The following is a 12,281-nucleotide window of genomic DNA, read 5'->3' as shown; positions in this document are numbered from 1 at the left end:
CTTTTCAGGCGGCCGCAAACGTGGTACACTGACGGTCCCCAGATTCCGTCCGGAGAAAAGGAGGACCGCTCCATGTCTTCGCTGGCACAAAGCGTGTACATCCGCCCCCTGACGGCGGAAGACGCGCCGGCCATGTTGGCGCTGCGCGTCCGCAATCAGGCGTTTTTTCAACCGTTTGAACCGATCCGCCCCGCGTCGTTTCTCACCCTGGAGGGACAGCGGGAGCAGTTGGCGGCCGCCGAGCGCGACTTCGCGGCGGGAACCGCCTACGCCTTTGGCGTTTTTCTGCGGGAGAACGACGAGCTGATCGGCCGCGTCAACCTTTCCAACGTCGTCCGGGGCGCCTGGCAAAACGCCACCATGGGCTATTATCTCGACCAGTCCCTTAGCGGCCGCGGCTGCATGACGCAGGCCGTCCGGCAGGCGCTGCGATTCGCGTTCGCGGAAGCCGGGCTGCACCGCGTACAGGCGGCGGTCATGCCCCGCAACGGGGCCTCCATCCGCGTGCTGGAAAAGACCGGTTTCCGCCGGGAAGGGCTGTCGCTTCGGTATCTGCAGATCAACGGCGTTTGGGAAGACCACCTGATCTTCGCGATCACGCGCGAGGAGTGGACTTAAATAGCCGAAATCACGCGGCCTGTCCTGTGCTGCTCAGGCAGCGGGGAAAGCCGGAGTGCGCGGGACATCCTGCCCGTCAGGCTCCGGCTTCCTCCTGCCGCAGCCGCTCCAGAATCCGCCGCTTGCGGTACAGCATCCGGCCCGTTTCCGCCACATCCTGCACGGTGGAGCGGTTCAGGTAAGCGCCAAACAGCATGCCCGCCACCGGCACCATCTGAAACAGCTTTTTCCAGCCGAAGTTTTCCGTGTACGTCACCACCACTTCCCGCCAGCCCTGCAGTTGGGCGATGACATCCCGCTGTCTTTCGGGCTCGTCAAAGCGGGAAAGCTCCTCCAGGATCGCCCGCTTGCCGACGATGTCGGAAGAGGCAAACTGCAGGCATTTGACGATGAACAGCCGCTCCCGCTTCTCCTCGGGGCGGTATCCGTAACAGAGCGCCATCTCCTGCAGCACCTTGAGCGAGGTGCCCAACAGCAGCGGGACGTCGATCGCCAGGGTGAACAGCCCGCCAAACCCCGTTGTCGCTCCCTGCACCGTGGCAAACGCGGCGCGGGATGCCACCATTTCCGCTGCCACCTTGTCCATGGTGACCAGCGGCAATCTCTTGACGTCCTCCTGCTTGGGCCGTCCCGTTCCCGGCTGGGCCTCCTGGAACCGCGCATACACTGACTCGTCGCTTACCAGATAGGTACCCCCCTGCTCCAGAAAGGCGGCCATTTCATCGACAGCCGTCCCCAGCTTCTCCCTGACGACGGCGGGCGTAACGCGGTCCAAAAGCACAAACGGCAGCCGGCCCAGCTTTTCCCAGAACCACAGGTCCTTCTGGTCCCGTTCCCACGCTTCCACTTCGTCCAACGCCCGCAAGAGCAACTCTCTCGTCTCCATTCCGACTCAACTCATCTCCTTTTGTCACGCGTCTGCCTCTCGCCGCCTGGCTGTGCGGCCGTTTTGCGCAGCCGACAGCGGGTGCGCAGCATCGCCTTTGCAAAGGCCTCCAGCTCCGCGAGGGAAGCAAATCCCTCAAAGACCTCACATCGTTCTACGATCCCCAGCTTGAGATGTTTCACCGCGCCGTCCTCCAACCGGAACCCCAGCTTTTCCAATACGCCGCGCTCTTCGTCCGTCACGATTCCTCTCTCCTTTCCCGCTATGGGGCGGATTTCCGCTCCTGCCTGCTGGCGGCCTGCGTCTGGCGCAAGCGGGCGATGCCCTCGCGGCACACGCCGTATTCGTACCAGGAGCATCCGGCGCACAGGAAGGCCAGATCGTCCGGTTCCACCAGGCGGCGGGTGCGCTCCACCAGTTCCGATTTGAGGTAGACCTCTCCCGCCGTCAATCCCAGATGGGCCAGAACGTTGCGGTCCAGCGTCTGCACGTGCTCTTCCGAATCGGGAGAAGCTTCGCACCGTTCCGCTCCCTTGTTGGGACACGCCTGGCACGTGTCGTCGAATCCCCGCACCACCCGAATGGGAAAATCCTGCCGGGGATCGCGGATCCGCTCGACGATTTCCCCCATTTTGGCGACAAACGCGGGGCTGTACCCCATCCCCTGAAACCCGTGAACGCACAGCAGATGATGGCCGCGCAGCACAATCGGTTCCATACGTTCCTCCTCCCTGCCGACACCCGGCATCTTTCCTTGGTTTTATCGTACTGCTTTCGCCATCCCTCCACAAGGCGGCCGCCGGGACAGGCATAATGCCCCCGCTGCTGGCAAACGCTAGGGACAGCCCAAGCGAAAGGAGGCAGGATCGATGGACAAGCGGACGGACGAGCGCAATCCGAAGCACGAACCGACCATCGCGCCCGGGATGGAGATGGACGAGCTGGAAGAAGAGGCGACGGAGGAAGAAATCGAAAACGGCGACTCCACCTCTGTAACCACGCTGTATCTTGACCGGATATAGCAGCATAAATAGGAAATAACTATAGACTTTATACTTTTTATAGATTTGACGAATAAACCCTCCACTGGTACAACCATACCAAGGAGGGATTTTCCATGCATGTAGAGAACCGCTGGAACGCACGGCTGTACGACGGCAAGATGGACTTTGTCTCCCGGTTTGGCAAAGGCGTGCTGGAATGGCTTCAGCCGCAGCCGGGGGAAACGATTCTCGACCTGGGCTGCGGAACGGGCGATCTCTGCGCCGAGATGGCCAAGGCCGGGGCTGTGCCGACGGGAATGGACCTGTCCGCCGACATGATTGACACGGCGCGGAGCAAATACCCCGCGCTGCGGTTTTTCGTCGCCAACGCCGAGACGTTCGTGACGGAGGAACCGTTTGACGCCGTCTTTTCCAACGCCGCCCTGCACTGGATGAAGCGGCCGGAAGCCGTCATCCGCCAGGTGTGGCTGGCGCTCAAGCCGGGCGGACGGTTCGTGGCCGAGTTTGGCGGAGCGGGCAACGTGGAACGGGTCGTCCAGGCCATCCGCGCCGTCCTGGCAGACAAGGGGCGCGATGCGGACAGCCGCAACCCCTGGTACTTCCCCGGCATCGGCGCCTACACCTCGCTTCTGGAACGGCAGGGCTTTGTCGTCAAACTGGCGCAGCACTTCGAACGGCCCACACCGCTTCCGGACGGGGAACAGGGGCTGCGCCACTGGCTGGATGCGTTCTGCGGCCCGTTTTTTGCCGACATGCCGCCGCAGGAAAAGGACGAGACCTGCACGATGATCGCCGATCGGCTGCGGCCCACCTTGTTCCGCGACGGCTCCTGGGTCTTGGACTACAGCCGGATCAGGGTCGCCGCCCTCAAGCCGCACGAGCAAAGGCCGCTGCCGTAAAGCGGATCGGCTGCGTACGGCTGCCAATCAAACAACCCGCCTGCTCTGCCGCAATGGCACAAGCAGGCGGGTTCCTTTTGAGCCGGGGACGTGCGGATACGGCCGTGCTACATGCCTTCGCCGCCGTTCATCATCAGCACTTCCTCGCCTTCCGCGATGCCGCTCTTGATTTCGATGAATTCCGACCCTTCGATGCCGATCTCCACTTCTTTCGGCGTCGGCTCCCCGGTTTTCGGATCCTTCACCATGACGGTTCCCTTGCCGTCCTCCAGCACGTCGACCGCCTGCAGCGGCAGCCGGAGCACGTTTTCCTTCTTCTCCACGTAAATGTCGCAGTCGCCGGTCATTCCGTGCTTCATCTCGGCGGCGTCGGTCAGCTCGATTTTCACCGCGAAGCGGACCGACTTGTCCTCTTTCGTCCCCTCTTTGGGCACGTCCACCACCGTGCCGGTAAACGGCTTGTTGCCAAACGCCGTCACGTACACCTCGGCCGTCTGCCCCACCCGGATGGACGGAATGTCGATTTCATCCACAGCCGCCACAAAATACACGGCGCTGCTGTCCATGATGACCGCGGCCGGCTTGCCGGAGTCCGGCGTCTCGCCCGGTTTGACCTCCAGCTTGGTAATCACCCCGCTGATCGGCGCCGTCACCCGCTTTTTCGCGATCTCCCGCTTCTTCTGCTCCAGGGTCAAGAGCAACTCCTTCAAGGCCAGTTCCTTCTCCTTCAGGTCCAGTTCGGAGGCGGACATGTCCATTTTCGCCAGCAGTTGGCCTGCCTTGACCTCGTCGCCGTTTTCCACTTCCACCTTGCCGACCTTGCCGTGGGTGCCGGCCACGACCTCCACGACGTCCGGGTCTTCAAACGGCGTCGCCATCTGGCTGGCGAACAGAACGCCGTTCGGGTCGACGTACTGCACTTCTCCCAGGTCTCCCACGTACAGCGCTCCGGGCTTTTTCACCAGCACCTCCACGTCGTGGACCCCGCCGACGCCTTTTTCCTTCTTCCCGATCAGGTCGACCTTGGTAACCGTACCGTCGAGAAAGATCATCGACGCCGAGATAAACACTTTCACCTTTTGTCCCACCTTGAAGTGCTCCGCTTCAAAGGCGGAAAACTTTCCGGTAATCTTCAGGTGATCGGTGTCGACCAGTTTGGCGACCACGGTCTCCGGTGTCACCGTATCCCCTTCCTTGACCAGCACTTCCTTCACCTTGCCGCCCATGGAAAAGGCAATCCTGTCCTTCCGTTTTTTCAAATCGTTCAGTTCCCTCTGGGCGCGGACAATGCTCAGCTCCTGCTTTTGCAGCTCCAGGGCGGCGTCCGTGCTGTCGATGGAGAACAGCGGATCCCCTTTGTTCACGCGCTGCCCCTCTTTCACAAAGACCTGCTCCACCTTGCCGGCCAGTTCCGGTTTTACCTCTTCGCGTGCCTTCGCTTCCACGGTCCCGGAGGCAAAGATGGTCTTTTTCACGTCCCCCCTGTCCACGACTGCGGTGGGAAAGGAGGGCGGCCCCTCCTGCGGCTGTTCGGCGGCGGCGTCTTTGGATCCGAGATAGTGATAGCCGGCGTATCCTCCTCCGCCCAACAGGACAACGACTGCCGAAAGAATGATCCACGTTTTCTTGTTCATACTCCCTATCCCCACATTCTTTATTCAGATCGAATGGCTTGCAGCGCGCTTAACCGGGAGGCGCGGATGGCCGGGAAAATGCCCGCCAGCAAACCGATGACAAACGAAAACCCGATGGCGAACAGCGACAGCCACGACGGGATGACGGCAAGGCGCAGCTTCTCCTCTCCCTCCGGTCCGCCGAAGCCGATGTTGAGGCTGCTCATGATTCCACCCGCTTCCCCGAAGTAGTTGACCAGTTCCACCGCTCCCCAGGCGATGCCGAGGCCGGCCAGTCCGCCAATCAATCCGATGAAGCCCGATTCCATCAGGAACAGCCAGCGGATGTTGTACACGGTGGCGCCGATGACCTTCATGATGCCGATTTCCTTGGTCCGCTCCAGAATGGACATGATCATCGTGTTGACGATGCCGATCGTGGCGACCAGCAGCGAGACAGCGGCAATCCCGCCCAGCACGATCTGGATGACGAAGAAGAACTTGTTGATCTGCTCCAGTTCGCGGGCGGGCGACCAGACTTCAAACCCGCGTTCCTGCAGCGCCTTTACGACGCTCTCCACCTTCTCGCGCGACTCCACCTTCACCGTCATCTCGTCAAACTCAAAGCTGTCCTGCTGCGCAGTCTCGCGGGTGCGCCGGGTGCTGCCGCCGCCATCGCCGAATTCGTCCCCCCGGCTGCGGTTGAGCCAGTCGTTCATCTCTTTCACCAGGCCGAGCGGCGCATAGACGGCGTTTCCGTAGCGGCGGTTTTCCGACTGCCGCAGTTGGCCGACGACTCTCACGCGGACTTCCTTCTTTTCGAAGTGCGGCTCGTCATCGATCCGGTACTCGCGCGTCAGCACGATCGTAGCCGTCTTGTCGACGAGATTGAACGATTGGGGGGCCTCCTCGCCCCTCCCGAAGCGAGGCGGCATCATCTCCGCTCCCCCGCCCCGGTTGGCGTCCGCGCTTCTCCGCCGCGCTTCCCGCCGTTCCTTTTCCACGTCCCGCAAATTGCCGGCAACGTGATAGGCCACGACGATTTCCTGCGGCGATCCGCTCAGGTAGCTGCCTTTTTCCACGTCATTCTTGCGGTAGGCGGCCGATTCGAGCGCGTCCACCCCGATCACCTCGATAAACCCTTCCCGCCTGCCCACTTTCAGCTTGGCTTCCCCTTGTATCCGCTTGATCGGCATGACCGCCGCCACCCCGGATATGCCCTTGATCTCCCGCACCGCGTCCATGTTCAGCTTTTTCCGCTGATCGTCCGGGATGGGCTCGTCCTTTTCGTAATCGAAAAAGGCCGGCTGCACGTCCAGCTCCGTCAGGTTGCCGAAGTTCTCCAGGCTCTTGACGGCGTTTTCCTTCAGTCCCAGACTGAGGGCGATCATCGCCACAATGGCGGCCGTCCCGATCATGACGCCCACGGAGGTGAGCGCCGTGCGCAGCTTCATGCGCCACAAGTTTCGCCAGACGATGCGAAACGAATCCAGTAGTTTCACAGTAGGTTCACCTCATACCCTCTCTCATGCCGGTTTCGTCCGTTTTTGCACGACCCGTCCGTCCTGCAGATAGATGACGCGGTCGGACTGTTCCGCCACTTCCTGTTCGTGGGTGACGATGATAAACGTCGTGCCGTTTTCGCGGTTCATCCGCCTCATCAGCTCCAGGATTTCCTGCTCGGTTTTGCTGTCCAGATTCCCGGTCGGTTCGTCGGCAAGCACAATGCTGGGCTGGTTGACCAGGGCGCGGGCGATGCTCACCCGCTGCTGCTGGCCGCCGCTCAATTCGTTCGGCTTGTGGTCCATCCGTCCTTCCAACCCGACCCGCTCCAACATCTCCTTTGCTTTGGCCCGTCTGCTTTTTCGGCTTTCGCCGGCAAAAATCAGCGGCAGTTCCACGTTTTCCAGCGCGGTCAGGTTGGGCAGCAGGTTGTACGATTGAAAAATAAAGCCCATGCATCGCCGGCGAAACAGACACAGTTCGTTCTCGCTGAAGCGGGAGATTTCTTCCCCGTTGACGAAAATGCTCCCCTCGTCCGGTTTGGTCAAACCGGCCAGCAGGTTCAACAGCGTCGACTTGCCCGATCCTGACGATCCGCACAGGGCGACAAACTCCCCTTTGTCGACGTGCAGATTGATGTCGAACAGCACGGGAACCTTGATCTTGCCCGTCCCGTAGCTGTGATTGACGCCCGTCACCGTCAATTCGCCTGTTCCGTTGGCCATCTCGTTTTCCACCTCGTTTGTCGTTCCGTGTAAAATTGGCATCCTTTATCTATAGACGCAAAAACAGGAAAAACGTAACGAAGCGCTGGAAAAACTTTTCTTGTTCACGCAACAGCAACACTTTCTTCAAGAAAATGTAACACCCCGGTAACCTAATGCTTCCAGCGCGTTGATACAATAAAGGTGTGAACAAAAACGAGAGAGGGCAGATTGACGATGAGAATCTATCGGTTTTTGTTTGAGACGGCGTCACGTCAATGGATTGAAATCATCAAGGCACCCAGCATGTTTGAGGCAGCCAAAGAGGCCAAGCGCCTCGCCTCGCAGCGCGCCAAGGCCATGTCCACCCCGATCACCTTCTCGTTCCATCACATTGCATCTGTCTAATAGAGAAAACCTACATAGAAAACCGCCCAGGATCACGGAACGCTTCTCCCCGCCGGAGAGGCGTTTTTTCATCGGGCGAACGTATTGACACCGCTCTTGTTTTCCTCTTCAATTTAGGTAGAACAGAACGAACCGCACCACCAGTTGCGGCTGCAAAGGGAGACATCTGCCATGACGATTCGCAAAGCGTTAACCATCGCGGGATCTGACACCAGCGGCGGCGCCGGCATCCAGGCCGACCTGAAGACGTTTCAGGAGCTGGGCGTCTACGGAATGACCGCCCTGACCGTGATTGTTGCCCAAGATCCGCACAATTCCTGGTTTCACGAGGTGTTTCCAATCGACCTCGGCACCCTGGAGAAGCAGTTGGAAACGGTCCTCTCCGGCATCGGCGTCGACGCCGTGAAAACCGGCATGCTGGGCACGACGGAGCTGATCGAGCTGGCGGCCAGGAAAATCGATCAATACCAATTGAAGAACGTCGTCGTCGACCCGGTGCTTGTCTGCAAGGGGGCGGACGAAGTGCTTCACCCGGAAGTGGCGGCCAGCCTGCGCGACGTCCTCGTTCCCCGGGCCACTGTCGTTACCCCCAACCTGTTTGAGGCCGGTCAGTTGAGCCAAATGGGGGCGCTGAAAACCGTCGACGACATGAAAGAAGCCGCCAAGCGCATTCACGACAAAGGGGCGGCCTACGTGCTGGTGAAAGGCGGCGGCAAGCTCGCGCACGAAAAAGCGATTGACGTCCTGTACGACGGCCACACGTTTGACATTCTGGAAGGCGAGCGGATCAACACCACCTACACGCACGGCGCCGGCTGCACCTACTCCGCCGCCATCTGTGCGGAGCTGGCCAAAGGCAAATCGGTACGCGAGGCGGTAGCGGTAGCCAAGGCGTTCATCACCGAAGCGATCCGCCACTCCTTCCCGCTCAACCAATACGTCGGACCGACGCATCACGGCGCATACCGCAGCCTGCAAAAAGCCTGACAGCAAAAAACTCCAATCCGTCCGCCAATCGGGACAGATTGGAGTTTTTTTGTTTTACGCTTCCTTTTTGATCGCCAGCTCCACCGGCCGCTGTGCGGGAACCGGCTTTTTCCGCATCGTGCTGACCGTGAACACGATCAGCGCGCTCCAGATCAGGCCGAAGCTGACCAGGTGGATGTTGGTAAACTTCTCGCCGAACAGGAAGACCGCCATGGACAGCGAGATTGACGGGGCCAGGTACTGGATAAATCCAACCGTGGACAGCGGCAGCAGCTTGGCGGCTTGGGCGAACCAGTAGAGCGGCAGGGCCGTCGCCACGCCGGACAGGGTCAACAGCGCAATCTGCCAGCCCGCCACGTGGGAAAGCGTATCCGTCCCGCTGACGTGCAGCGTCACCAGATACCCCAGCGCAAGCGGTGCCACCACCAGCGTTTCCCAGGCCAGACTGACGATCGCTTCCAGTTTGATCATCTTTTTGACCAGTCCGTAGCAGGCGAACGTCAACGCGAGGGAAATGGCGACCCACGGCACCCTGCCGTAATGCACCGTCATCACGGAGACGCCGGCCGCGGCCAGCGCGATGGCTGTCCACTGCCCCTTTCCCAGCCGCTCTTTGAGGAACAAGACGCCAAAGAGCACGTTCAGCAGCGGGTTGATGTAGTACCCGAGGCTGGTTTCCATCACGTTGCCGTTGTTGACCGCCCAGATGAAAATCAACCAGTTGGCGCTGACAAACAGCGAACACAGGAAGAGCGCGCCCCTTTCCTTCGCCGTGGAAACGGCCTCCTTCATCTGCCGCCAGCGCTTCGTCACAAACAGCAGCAGGGCGACAAAAAAGACGGACCAGACGATCCGGTGGGCGAGAATTTCCCACGCGGCCATTTCCTGAAACACCTTCCAATAGAGCGGCAGCAATCCCCAGGCCAAATAGGCGGCCACCGCGTAGAAGACACCCTTCCTCATCTCTCCTGCCTCCATCATTCTCTCTTGTCATCTCTAGTGTAGCCGAAGCAGGCCGGAACAGCTATCTATTCACAAGCAGCATACCGGTCCCGGGCGTCACGGCCGGCACATGTTCGCGCGCTGCCAAGGCAGTTGTTTAGCATGGTAACGAATTATCACGGCAGCCAGATGAAGCGATACATAAACTTTTATTGTATCATTTCCGAATCTATTGTACAATAGGCTCACACTCTTATGTTTTGTCACAGGAAAGGAACGTTCGCTCATGACATACTGGCGATCCGTGCTGCTCGTCCTGGCCGGAGCGTGCAGCTACGGCGTGCTCTCCGTCATCATGAAATTCGCCTTTCACGCCGGTTTTACCCCATACGAATTAAGCGGCGGGCAGCTCGTGTTCGGCGCGCTGATCATGTCCGTCGTCGCGCTGTTCTTGTCCAGGGAGCGGTTTCGACTGCTCCACCTGCTGATCCTGCTGCCGTCCAGCCTGATGATGGCGGGCACCAGCCTGTTTTATCACCGGGCGGTCAGCGACATCCCGGCCTCGCTCGCCATCGTGCTGCTCTTCCAGTTTACCTGGATCGGCGTGCTGATCGAGTCGATCGCCGACCGCAAATGGCCCGGACCGGAAAAATGGGTCTCGCTGGTCCTCCTCGGCATCGGCACCGTGCTCGCCAGCGGCCTGGCGGAAACCGGCCTGAAGGACGTCAGCTTCACCGGCCTGATCTATGGCCTGCTGTCCGGCTTTACGTTTGCCATGGTGATCTTTCTCAGCGGACGGCTGGCGCCGGACATGAATCCGTACCTGCGCAGCGCCGTCTCCATCGGCCTGGCCGCGCTGATCCTGTCGCTGGCCTACCCGCCGACCTTCCTCATCAACGGCAGACTGTGGGACGGGCTCCTGCCGTACGCCCTGCTGGTGGCCTGCTTCGGCTCGGCCATCCCGATTCTCTGTCTGTCGATCGGCGTTCCGCGCATCGGCAACGGACTGGCGACCATTCTCAGCGCCGCCGAACTGCCGACGGTCGTGCTGCTCTCCAGTCTGGTGCTGCGCGAACAGGTCAGCCTCAGCCAGTGGGGCGGCGTCCTGATGATTCTGGCCGCCATCGCCGTGCCGCAGATCAAGTGGAACCGGCTGTTCGCCCCCGCCCGGCAGCCGCACCGGCACGGGATGTAACGGAAGCCGCCGGGTACGGGTAGGCGCTGCACGGTTCAGCGCTTCTGCATCCTACGCCATGCGGGCGTGCCGACCGGATACAGGGTTAGCACGCCCGCTTTCTTTGCGTTCTCCGCTCCCAATCCGTTTTGCCGCCCCGACAGGAAATGGCGAAACCGCCGCGAATTGAATCATCACAAAATTTCGAAAGTGAAGGGGACGCCTGACCATGGAAAAGCGGCATAACGTTTTGTTCACTCAACTGCTCGATTACCGGCAAGCGACACTCGATTCCGTCTTACACCTCACGGAGGAACAGGCGGATGTCATTCCCGCCGGTTTTTCCAACAACATTCGCTGGCATCTGGGCCATATCTACCTTGACCAGTATCTGTGGATCATCCATTTGACCAAGGAAGAGATCCCTCTGCCCGAGGGCTTTCGCGAGTGGTTCAACTACGGCACGAAACCGGCGGACTGGCGTGCGACTCCGCCTTCGCTGGATACGCTGCGGCAGCTTCTGCAGGAACAGCCGCGCTTCATCCGGGAGACGTACGGCCACCGGCTGGAAGAAGAGTTTCCCGCCACGGAGTCGGGCATGCACACGATCGCCCAGGTTTTGGTGCGAACCATTTTTCACGAGGGGCTGCATCTCGCGGCGATCAACGACATCAAGCGCTTTATCTAGTACAGCAGCCGACTCAAACCAAAAAGCCCGGCGCCTGCAGCGATTTGCTGCACTCACCGGGCTGTGCTTGCTGATAATAGATGGTGCGGTCGGCGAGACTCGAACTCGCACGGGTCGCCCCGCCACCCCCTCAAGATGGTGTGTCTGCCAATTCCACCACGACCGCATGTGTCTGGGTTGGGGACTTCCCTTGGTGAACATGAAAATGGGGCGATCGATGGGAATCGAACCCACGAATGCCGGAGCCACAATCCGGTGCGTTAACCACTTCGCCACGATCGCCATGAACATATGGTAGCGGTGGAGGGGCTTGAACCCCCGACCTTTCGGGTATGAACCGAACGCTCTAGCCAGCTGAGCTACACCGCCAGAAATATATGGAGCGGGTGATGGGAATCGAACCCACGCGACCAGCTTGGAAGGCTGGGGTTCTACCATTGAACTACACCCGCACGCGATAATCGGTCAGCGCAGAAGATCGGATGCCGCTCTGCGCCGCCCGTTGCTGATGAGAAAAAGAATGGTCGGGAAGACAGGATTTGAACCTGCGACCTCTTGGTCCCGAACCAAGCGCTCTACCAAGCTGAGCCACTTCCCGACGTGGAGGTGAGACGCGGGCTGCGCCAACTTCCCACCTCTTGCGTATGGCGTGCCCTGAGAGATTCGAACTCCCGACCTTTTGATTCGTAGTCAAACGCTCTATCCAGCTGAGCTAAGGGCACAAAACATGTAAGGGTGTTGAACTGGAGCGGACGACGGGGCTCGAACCCGCGGCCTTCGCCTTGGCAAGGCGACGCTCTACCAGCTGAGCTACGTCCGCACGTGACGGAACCGCTCGAAAAAAGCGCATTTCCT

Annotated in this window: 14 protein-coding genes and 7 tRNA genes; 7 read left to right on the top strand and 14 right to left on the bottom strand. The window is 60.1% G+C overall.

Features of this window, described 5'->3' with window-relative positions:
- The first annotated feature begins 72 nt into the window (after window positions 1-72).
- The gene (locus FOI68_RS15045; RefSeq protein ID WP_029099886.1) at window positions 73-618 is read left to right on the top strand and encodes a GNAT family N-acetyltransferase; all 546 of its coding nucleotides are present in this window, start codon (window positions 73-75) and stop codon (window positions 616-618) included.
- A gap of 76 nt (window positions 619-694) precedes the next feature.
- Here the strand turns inward: FOI68_RS15045 and FOI68_RS15040 are convergent, their stop codons facing one another.
- From FOI68_RS15040 to FOI68_RS15030, 3 genes are read right to left on the bottom strand one after another with little or no spacing between them, the layout of a single operon-like run.
- Window positions 695-1,504, bottom strand: coding sequence for an EcsC family protein (locus FOI68_RS15040; protein WP_029099885.1), 810 nt, complete (start codon window positions 1,502-1,504; stop codon window positions 695-697).
- 11 nt (window positions 1,505-1,515) lie between these two features.
- Window positions 1,516-1,746 (bottom strand): hypothetical protein, encoded by a 231-nt coding sequence (locus FOI68_RS15035; protein ID WP_143863646.1) that lies wholly within the window; start codon window positions 1,744-1,746, stop codon window positions 1,516-1,518.
- A 20-nt stretch (window positions 1,747-1,766) separates the two neighbouring features.
- A complete protein-coding gene (locus FOI68_RS15030) occupies window positions 1,767-2,222 on the bottom strand; it encodes a DUF1284 domain-containing protein (RefSeq protein WP_044899510.1) in 456 nt (151 codons plus the stop codon).
- 151 nt (window positions 2,223-2,373) lie between these two features.
- On the opposite strand from FOI68_RS15030, the gene FOI68_RS23545 reads away from it, so the two are divergent.
- Together FOI68_RS23545 and FOI68_RS15025 are read left to right on the top strand one after the other, a co-directional pair.
- On the top strand, window positions 2,374-2,526 hold the full coding sequence (locus FOI68_RS23545) for a hypothetical protein (RefSeq protein ID WP_162836744.1): 153 nt from the start codon (window positions 2,374-2,376) through the stop codon (window positions 2,524-2,526).
- A 95-nt stretch (window positions 2,527-2,621) separates the two neighbouring features.
- Complete coding sequence (locus FOI68_RS15025; protein WP_143863645.1) at window positions 2,622-3,407, top strand: class I SAM-dependent methyltransferase; 786 nt, start codon at window positions 2,622-2,624, stop codon at window positions 3,405-3,407.
- A 107-nt stretch (window positions 3,408-3,514) separates the two neighbouring features.
- Here FOI68_RS15025 and FOI68_RS15020 read toward each other — a convergent pair whose 3' ends face one another.
- From FOI68_RS15020 to FOI68_RS15010, 3 genes are read right to left on the bottom strand one after another with little or no spacing between them, the layout of a single operon-like run.
- A complete protein-coding gene (locus tag FOI68_RS15020) occupies window positions 3,515-5,041 on the bottom strand; it encodes an efflux RND transporter periplasmic adaptor subunit (protein ID WP_143863644.1) in 1,527 nt (508 codons plus the stop codon).
- 20 nt (window positions 5,042-5,061) lie between these two features.
- Window positions 5,062-6,522 (bottom strand): ABC transporter permease, encoded by a 1,461-nt coding sequence (locus tag FOI68_RS15015; RefSeq protein WP_029099882.1) that lies wholly within the window; start codon window positions 6,520-6,522, stop codon window positions 5,062-5,064.
- A 24-nt stretch (window positions 6,523-6,546) separates the two neighbouring features.
- Entirely contained in the window at window positions 6,547-7,248 is a 702-nt protein-coding gene (locus FOI68_RS15010) for an ABC transporter ATP-binding protein (protein ID WP_029099881.1), read from the bottom strand.
- Between the two features lie 216 nt (window positions 7,249-7,464).
- Here FOI68_RS15010 and FOI68_RS23540 point away from each other — a divergent pair, with 216 nt between their 5' ends.
- Window positions 7,465-7,635, top strand: a complete 171-nt coding sequence (locus FOI68_RS23540) for a hypothetical protein (RefSeq protein WP_185973963.1) — start codon at window positions 7,465-7,467, stop codon at window positions 7,633-7,635.
- Window positions 7,636-7,806: 171 nt separating this feature from the next.
- Window positions 7,807-8,622, top strand: coding sequence for a pyridoxine/pyridoxal/pyridoxamine kinase (gene pdxK, locus FOI68_RS15005; protein ID WP_044899507.1), 816 nt, complete (start codon window positions 7,807-7,809; stop codon window positions 8,620-8,622).
- A 54-nt stretch (window positions 8,623-8,676) separates the two neighbouring features.
- On the opposite strand, the gene rarD is transcribed toward pdxK, so the two are convergent.
- Window positions 8,677-9,585, bottom strand: a complete 909-nt coding sequence (gene rarD, locus FOI68_RS15000) for an EamA family transporter RarD (protein ID WP_143863643.1) — start codon at window positions 9,583-9,585, stop codon at window positions 8,677-8,679.
- A gap of 265 nt (window positions 9,586-9,850) precedes the next feature.
- Here rarD and FOI68_RS14995 point away from each other — a divergent pair, with 265 nt between their 5' ends.
- Window positions 9,851-10,759 (top strand): EamA family transporter, encoded by a 909-nt coding sequence (locus tag FOI68_RS14995; RefSeq protein ID WP_029099878.1) that lies wholly within the window; start codon window positions 9,851-9,853, stop codon window positions 10,757-10,759.
- Window positions 10,760-10,967: 208 nt separating this feature from the next.
- Complete coding sequence (locus FOI68_RS14990) at window positions 10,968-11,426, top strand: DinB family protein (protein ID WP_029099877.1); 459 nt, start codon at window positions 10,968-10,970, stop codon at window positions 11,424-11,426.
- Window positions 11,427-11,507: 81 nt separating this feature from the next.
- Here the strand turns inward: FOI68_RS14990 and FOI68_RS14985 are convergent.
- From FOI68_RS14985 to FOI68_RS14955, 7 genes are all read right to left on the bottom strand, one after another.
- A tRNA-Leu gene (locus tag FOI68_RS14985) sits at window positions 11,508-11,592 on the bottom strand.
- Window positions 11,593-11,632: 40 nt separating this feature from the next.
- Window positions 11,633-11,708, bottom strand: a tRNA-His gene (locus FOI68_RS14980).
- A gap of 10 nt (window positions 11,709-11,718) precedes the next feature.
- A tRNA-Met gene (locus FOI68_RS14975) sits at window positions 11,719-11,795 on the bottom strand.
- A 9-nt stretch (window positions 11,796-11,804) separates the two neighbouring features.
- A tRNA-Gly gene (locus FOI68_RS14970) sits at window positions 11,805-11,878 on the bottom strand.
- Window positions 11,879-11,947: 69 nt separating this feature from the next.
- Window positions 11,948-12,024: transfer RNA gene (locus FOI68_RS14965), tRNA-Pro, on the bottom strand.
- A 47-nt stretch (window positions 12,025-12,071) separates the two neighbouring features.
- Window positions 12,072-12,148 (bottom strand) — tRNA-Arg (locus tag FOI68_RS14960).
- A gap of 22 nt (window positions 12,149-12,170) precedes the next feature.
- Window positions 12,171-12,246: transfer RNA gene (locus tag FOI68_RS14955), tRNA-Gly, on the bottom strand.
- Between the last annotated feature and the right edge of the window lie 35 nt (window positions 12,247-12,281).

Source organism: Brevibacillus sp. LEMMJ03 (assembly GCF_007197875.1).
Taxonomy (GTDB): domain Bacteria; phylum Bacillota; class Bacilli; order Brevibacillales; family Brevibacillaceae; genus Brevibacillus; species Brevibacillus thermoruber.
This window is presented reverse-complemented; position numbering and strand designations above follow the sequence as displayed.

What these genes read in the sequence shown, in the direction of transcription:
- FOI68_RS15025 (WP_143863645.1), top strand. Translation starts at nt 2,622, where the DNA reads ATGCATGTAGAGAACCGCTGGAACGCACGGCTGTACGACGGCAAGATG.
- FOI68_RS15030 (WP_044899510.1), bottom strand. Translation starts at nt 2,222, where the DNA reads ATGGAACCGATTGTGCTGCGCGGCCATCATCTGCTGTGCGTTCACGGG.
- FOI68_RS14995 (WP_029099878.1), top strand. Translation starts at nt 9,851, where the DNA reads ATGACATACTGGCGATCCGTGCTGCTCGTCCTGGCCGGAGCGTGCAGC.
- FOI68_RS15010 (WP_029099881.1), bottom strand. Translation starts at nt 7,248, where the DNA reads ATGGCCAACGGAACAGGCGAATTGACGGTGACGGGCGTCAATCACAGC.
- FOI68_RS23545 (WP_162836744.1), top strand. Translation starts at nt 2,374, where the DNA reads ATGGACAAGCGGACGGACGAGCGCAATCCGAAGCACGAACCGACCATC.
- pdxK (WP_044899507.1), top strand. Translation starts at nt 7,807, where the DNA reads ATGACGATTCGCAAAGCGTTAACCATCGCGGGATCTGACACCAGCGGC.
- FOI68_RS23540 (WP_185973963.1), top strand. Translation starts at nt 7,465, where the DNA reads ATGAGAATCTATCGGTTTTTGTTTGAGACGGCGTCACGTCAATGGATT.
- FOI68_RS15040 (WP_029099885.1), bottom strand. Translation starts at nt 1,504, where the DNA reads ATGGAGACGAGAGAGTTGCTCTTGCGGGCGTTGGACGAAGTGGAAGCG.
- FOI68_RS15020 (WP_143863644.1), bottom strand. Translation starts at nt 5,041, where the DNA reads ATGAACAAGAAAACGTGGATCATTCTTTCGGCAGTCGTTGTCCTGTTG.
- rarD (WP_143863643.1), bottom strand. Translation starts at nt 9,585, where the DNA reads ATGAGGAAGGGTGTCTTCTACGCGGTGGCCGCCTATTTGGCCTGGGGA.
- FOI68_RS15045 (WP_029099886.1), top strand. Translation starts at nt 73, where the DNA reads ATGTCTTCGCTGGCACAAAGCGTGTACATCCGCCCCCTGACGGCGGAA.
- FOI68_RS14990 (WP_029099877.1), top strand. Translation starts at nt 10,968, where the DNA reads ATGGAAAAGCGGCATAACGTTTTGTTCACTCAACTGCTCGATTACCGG.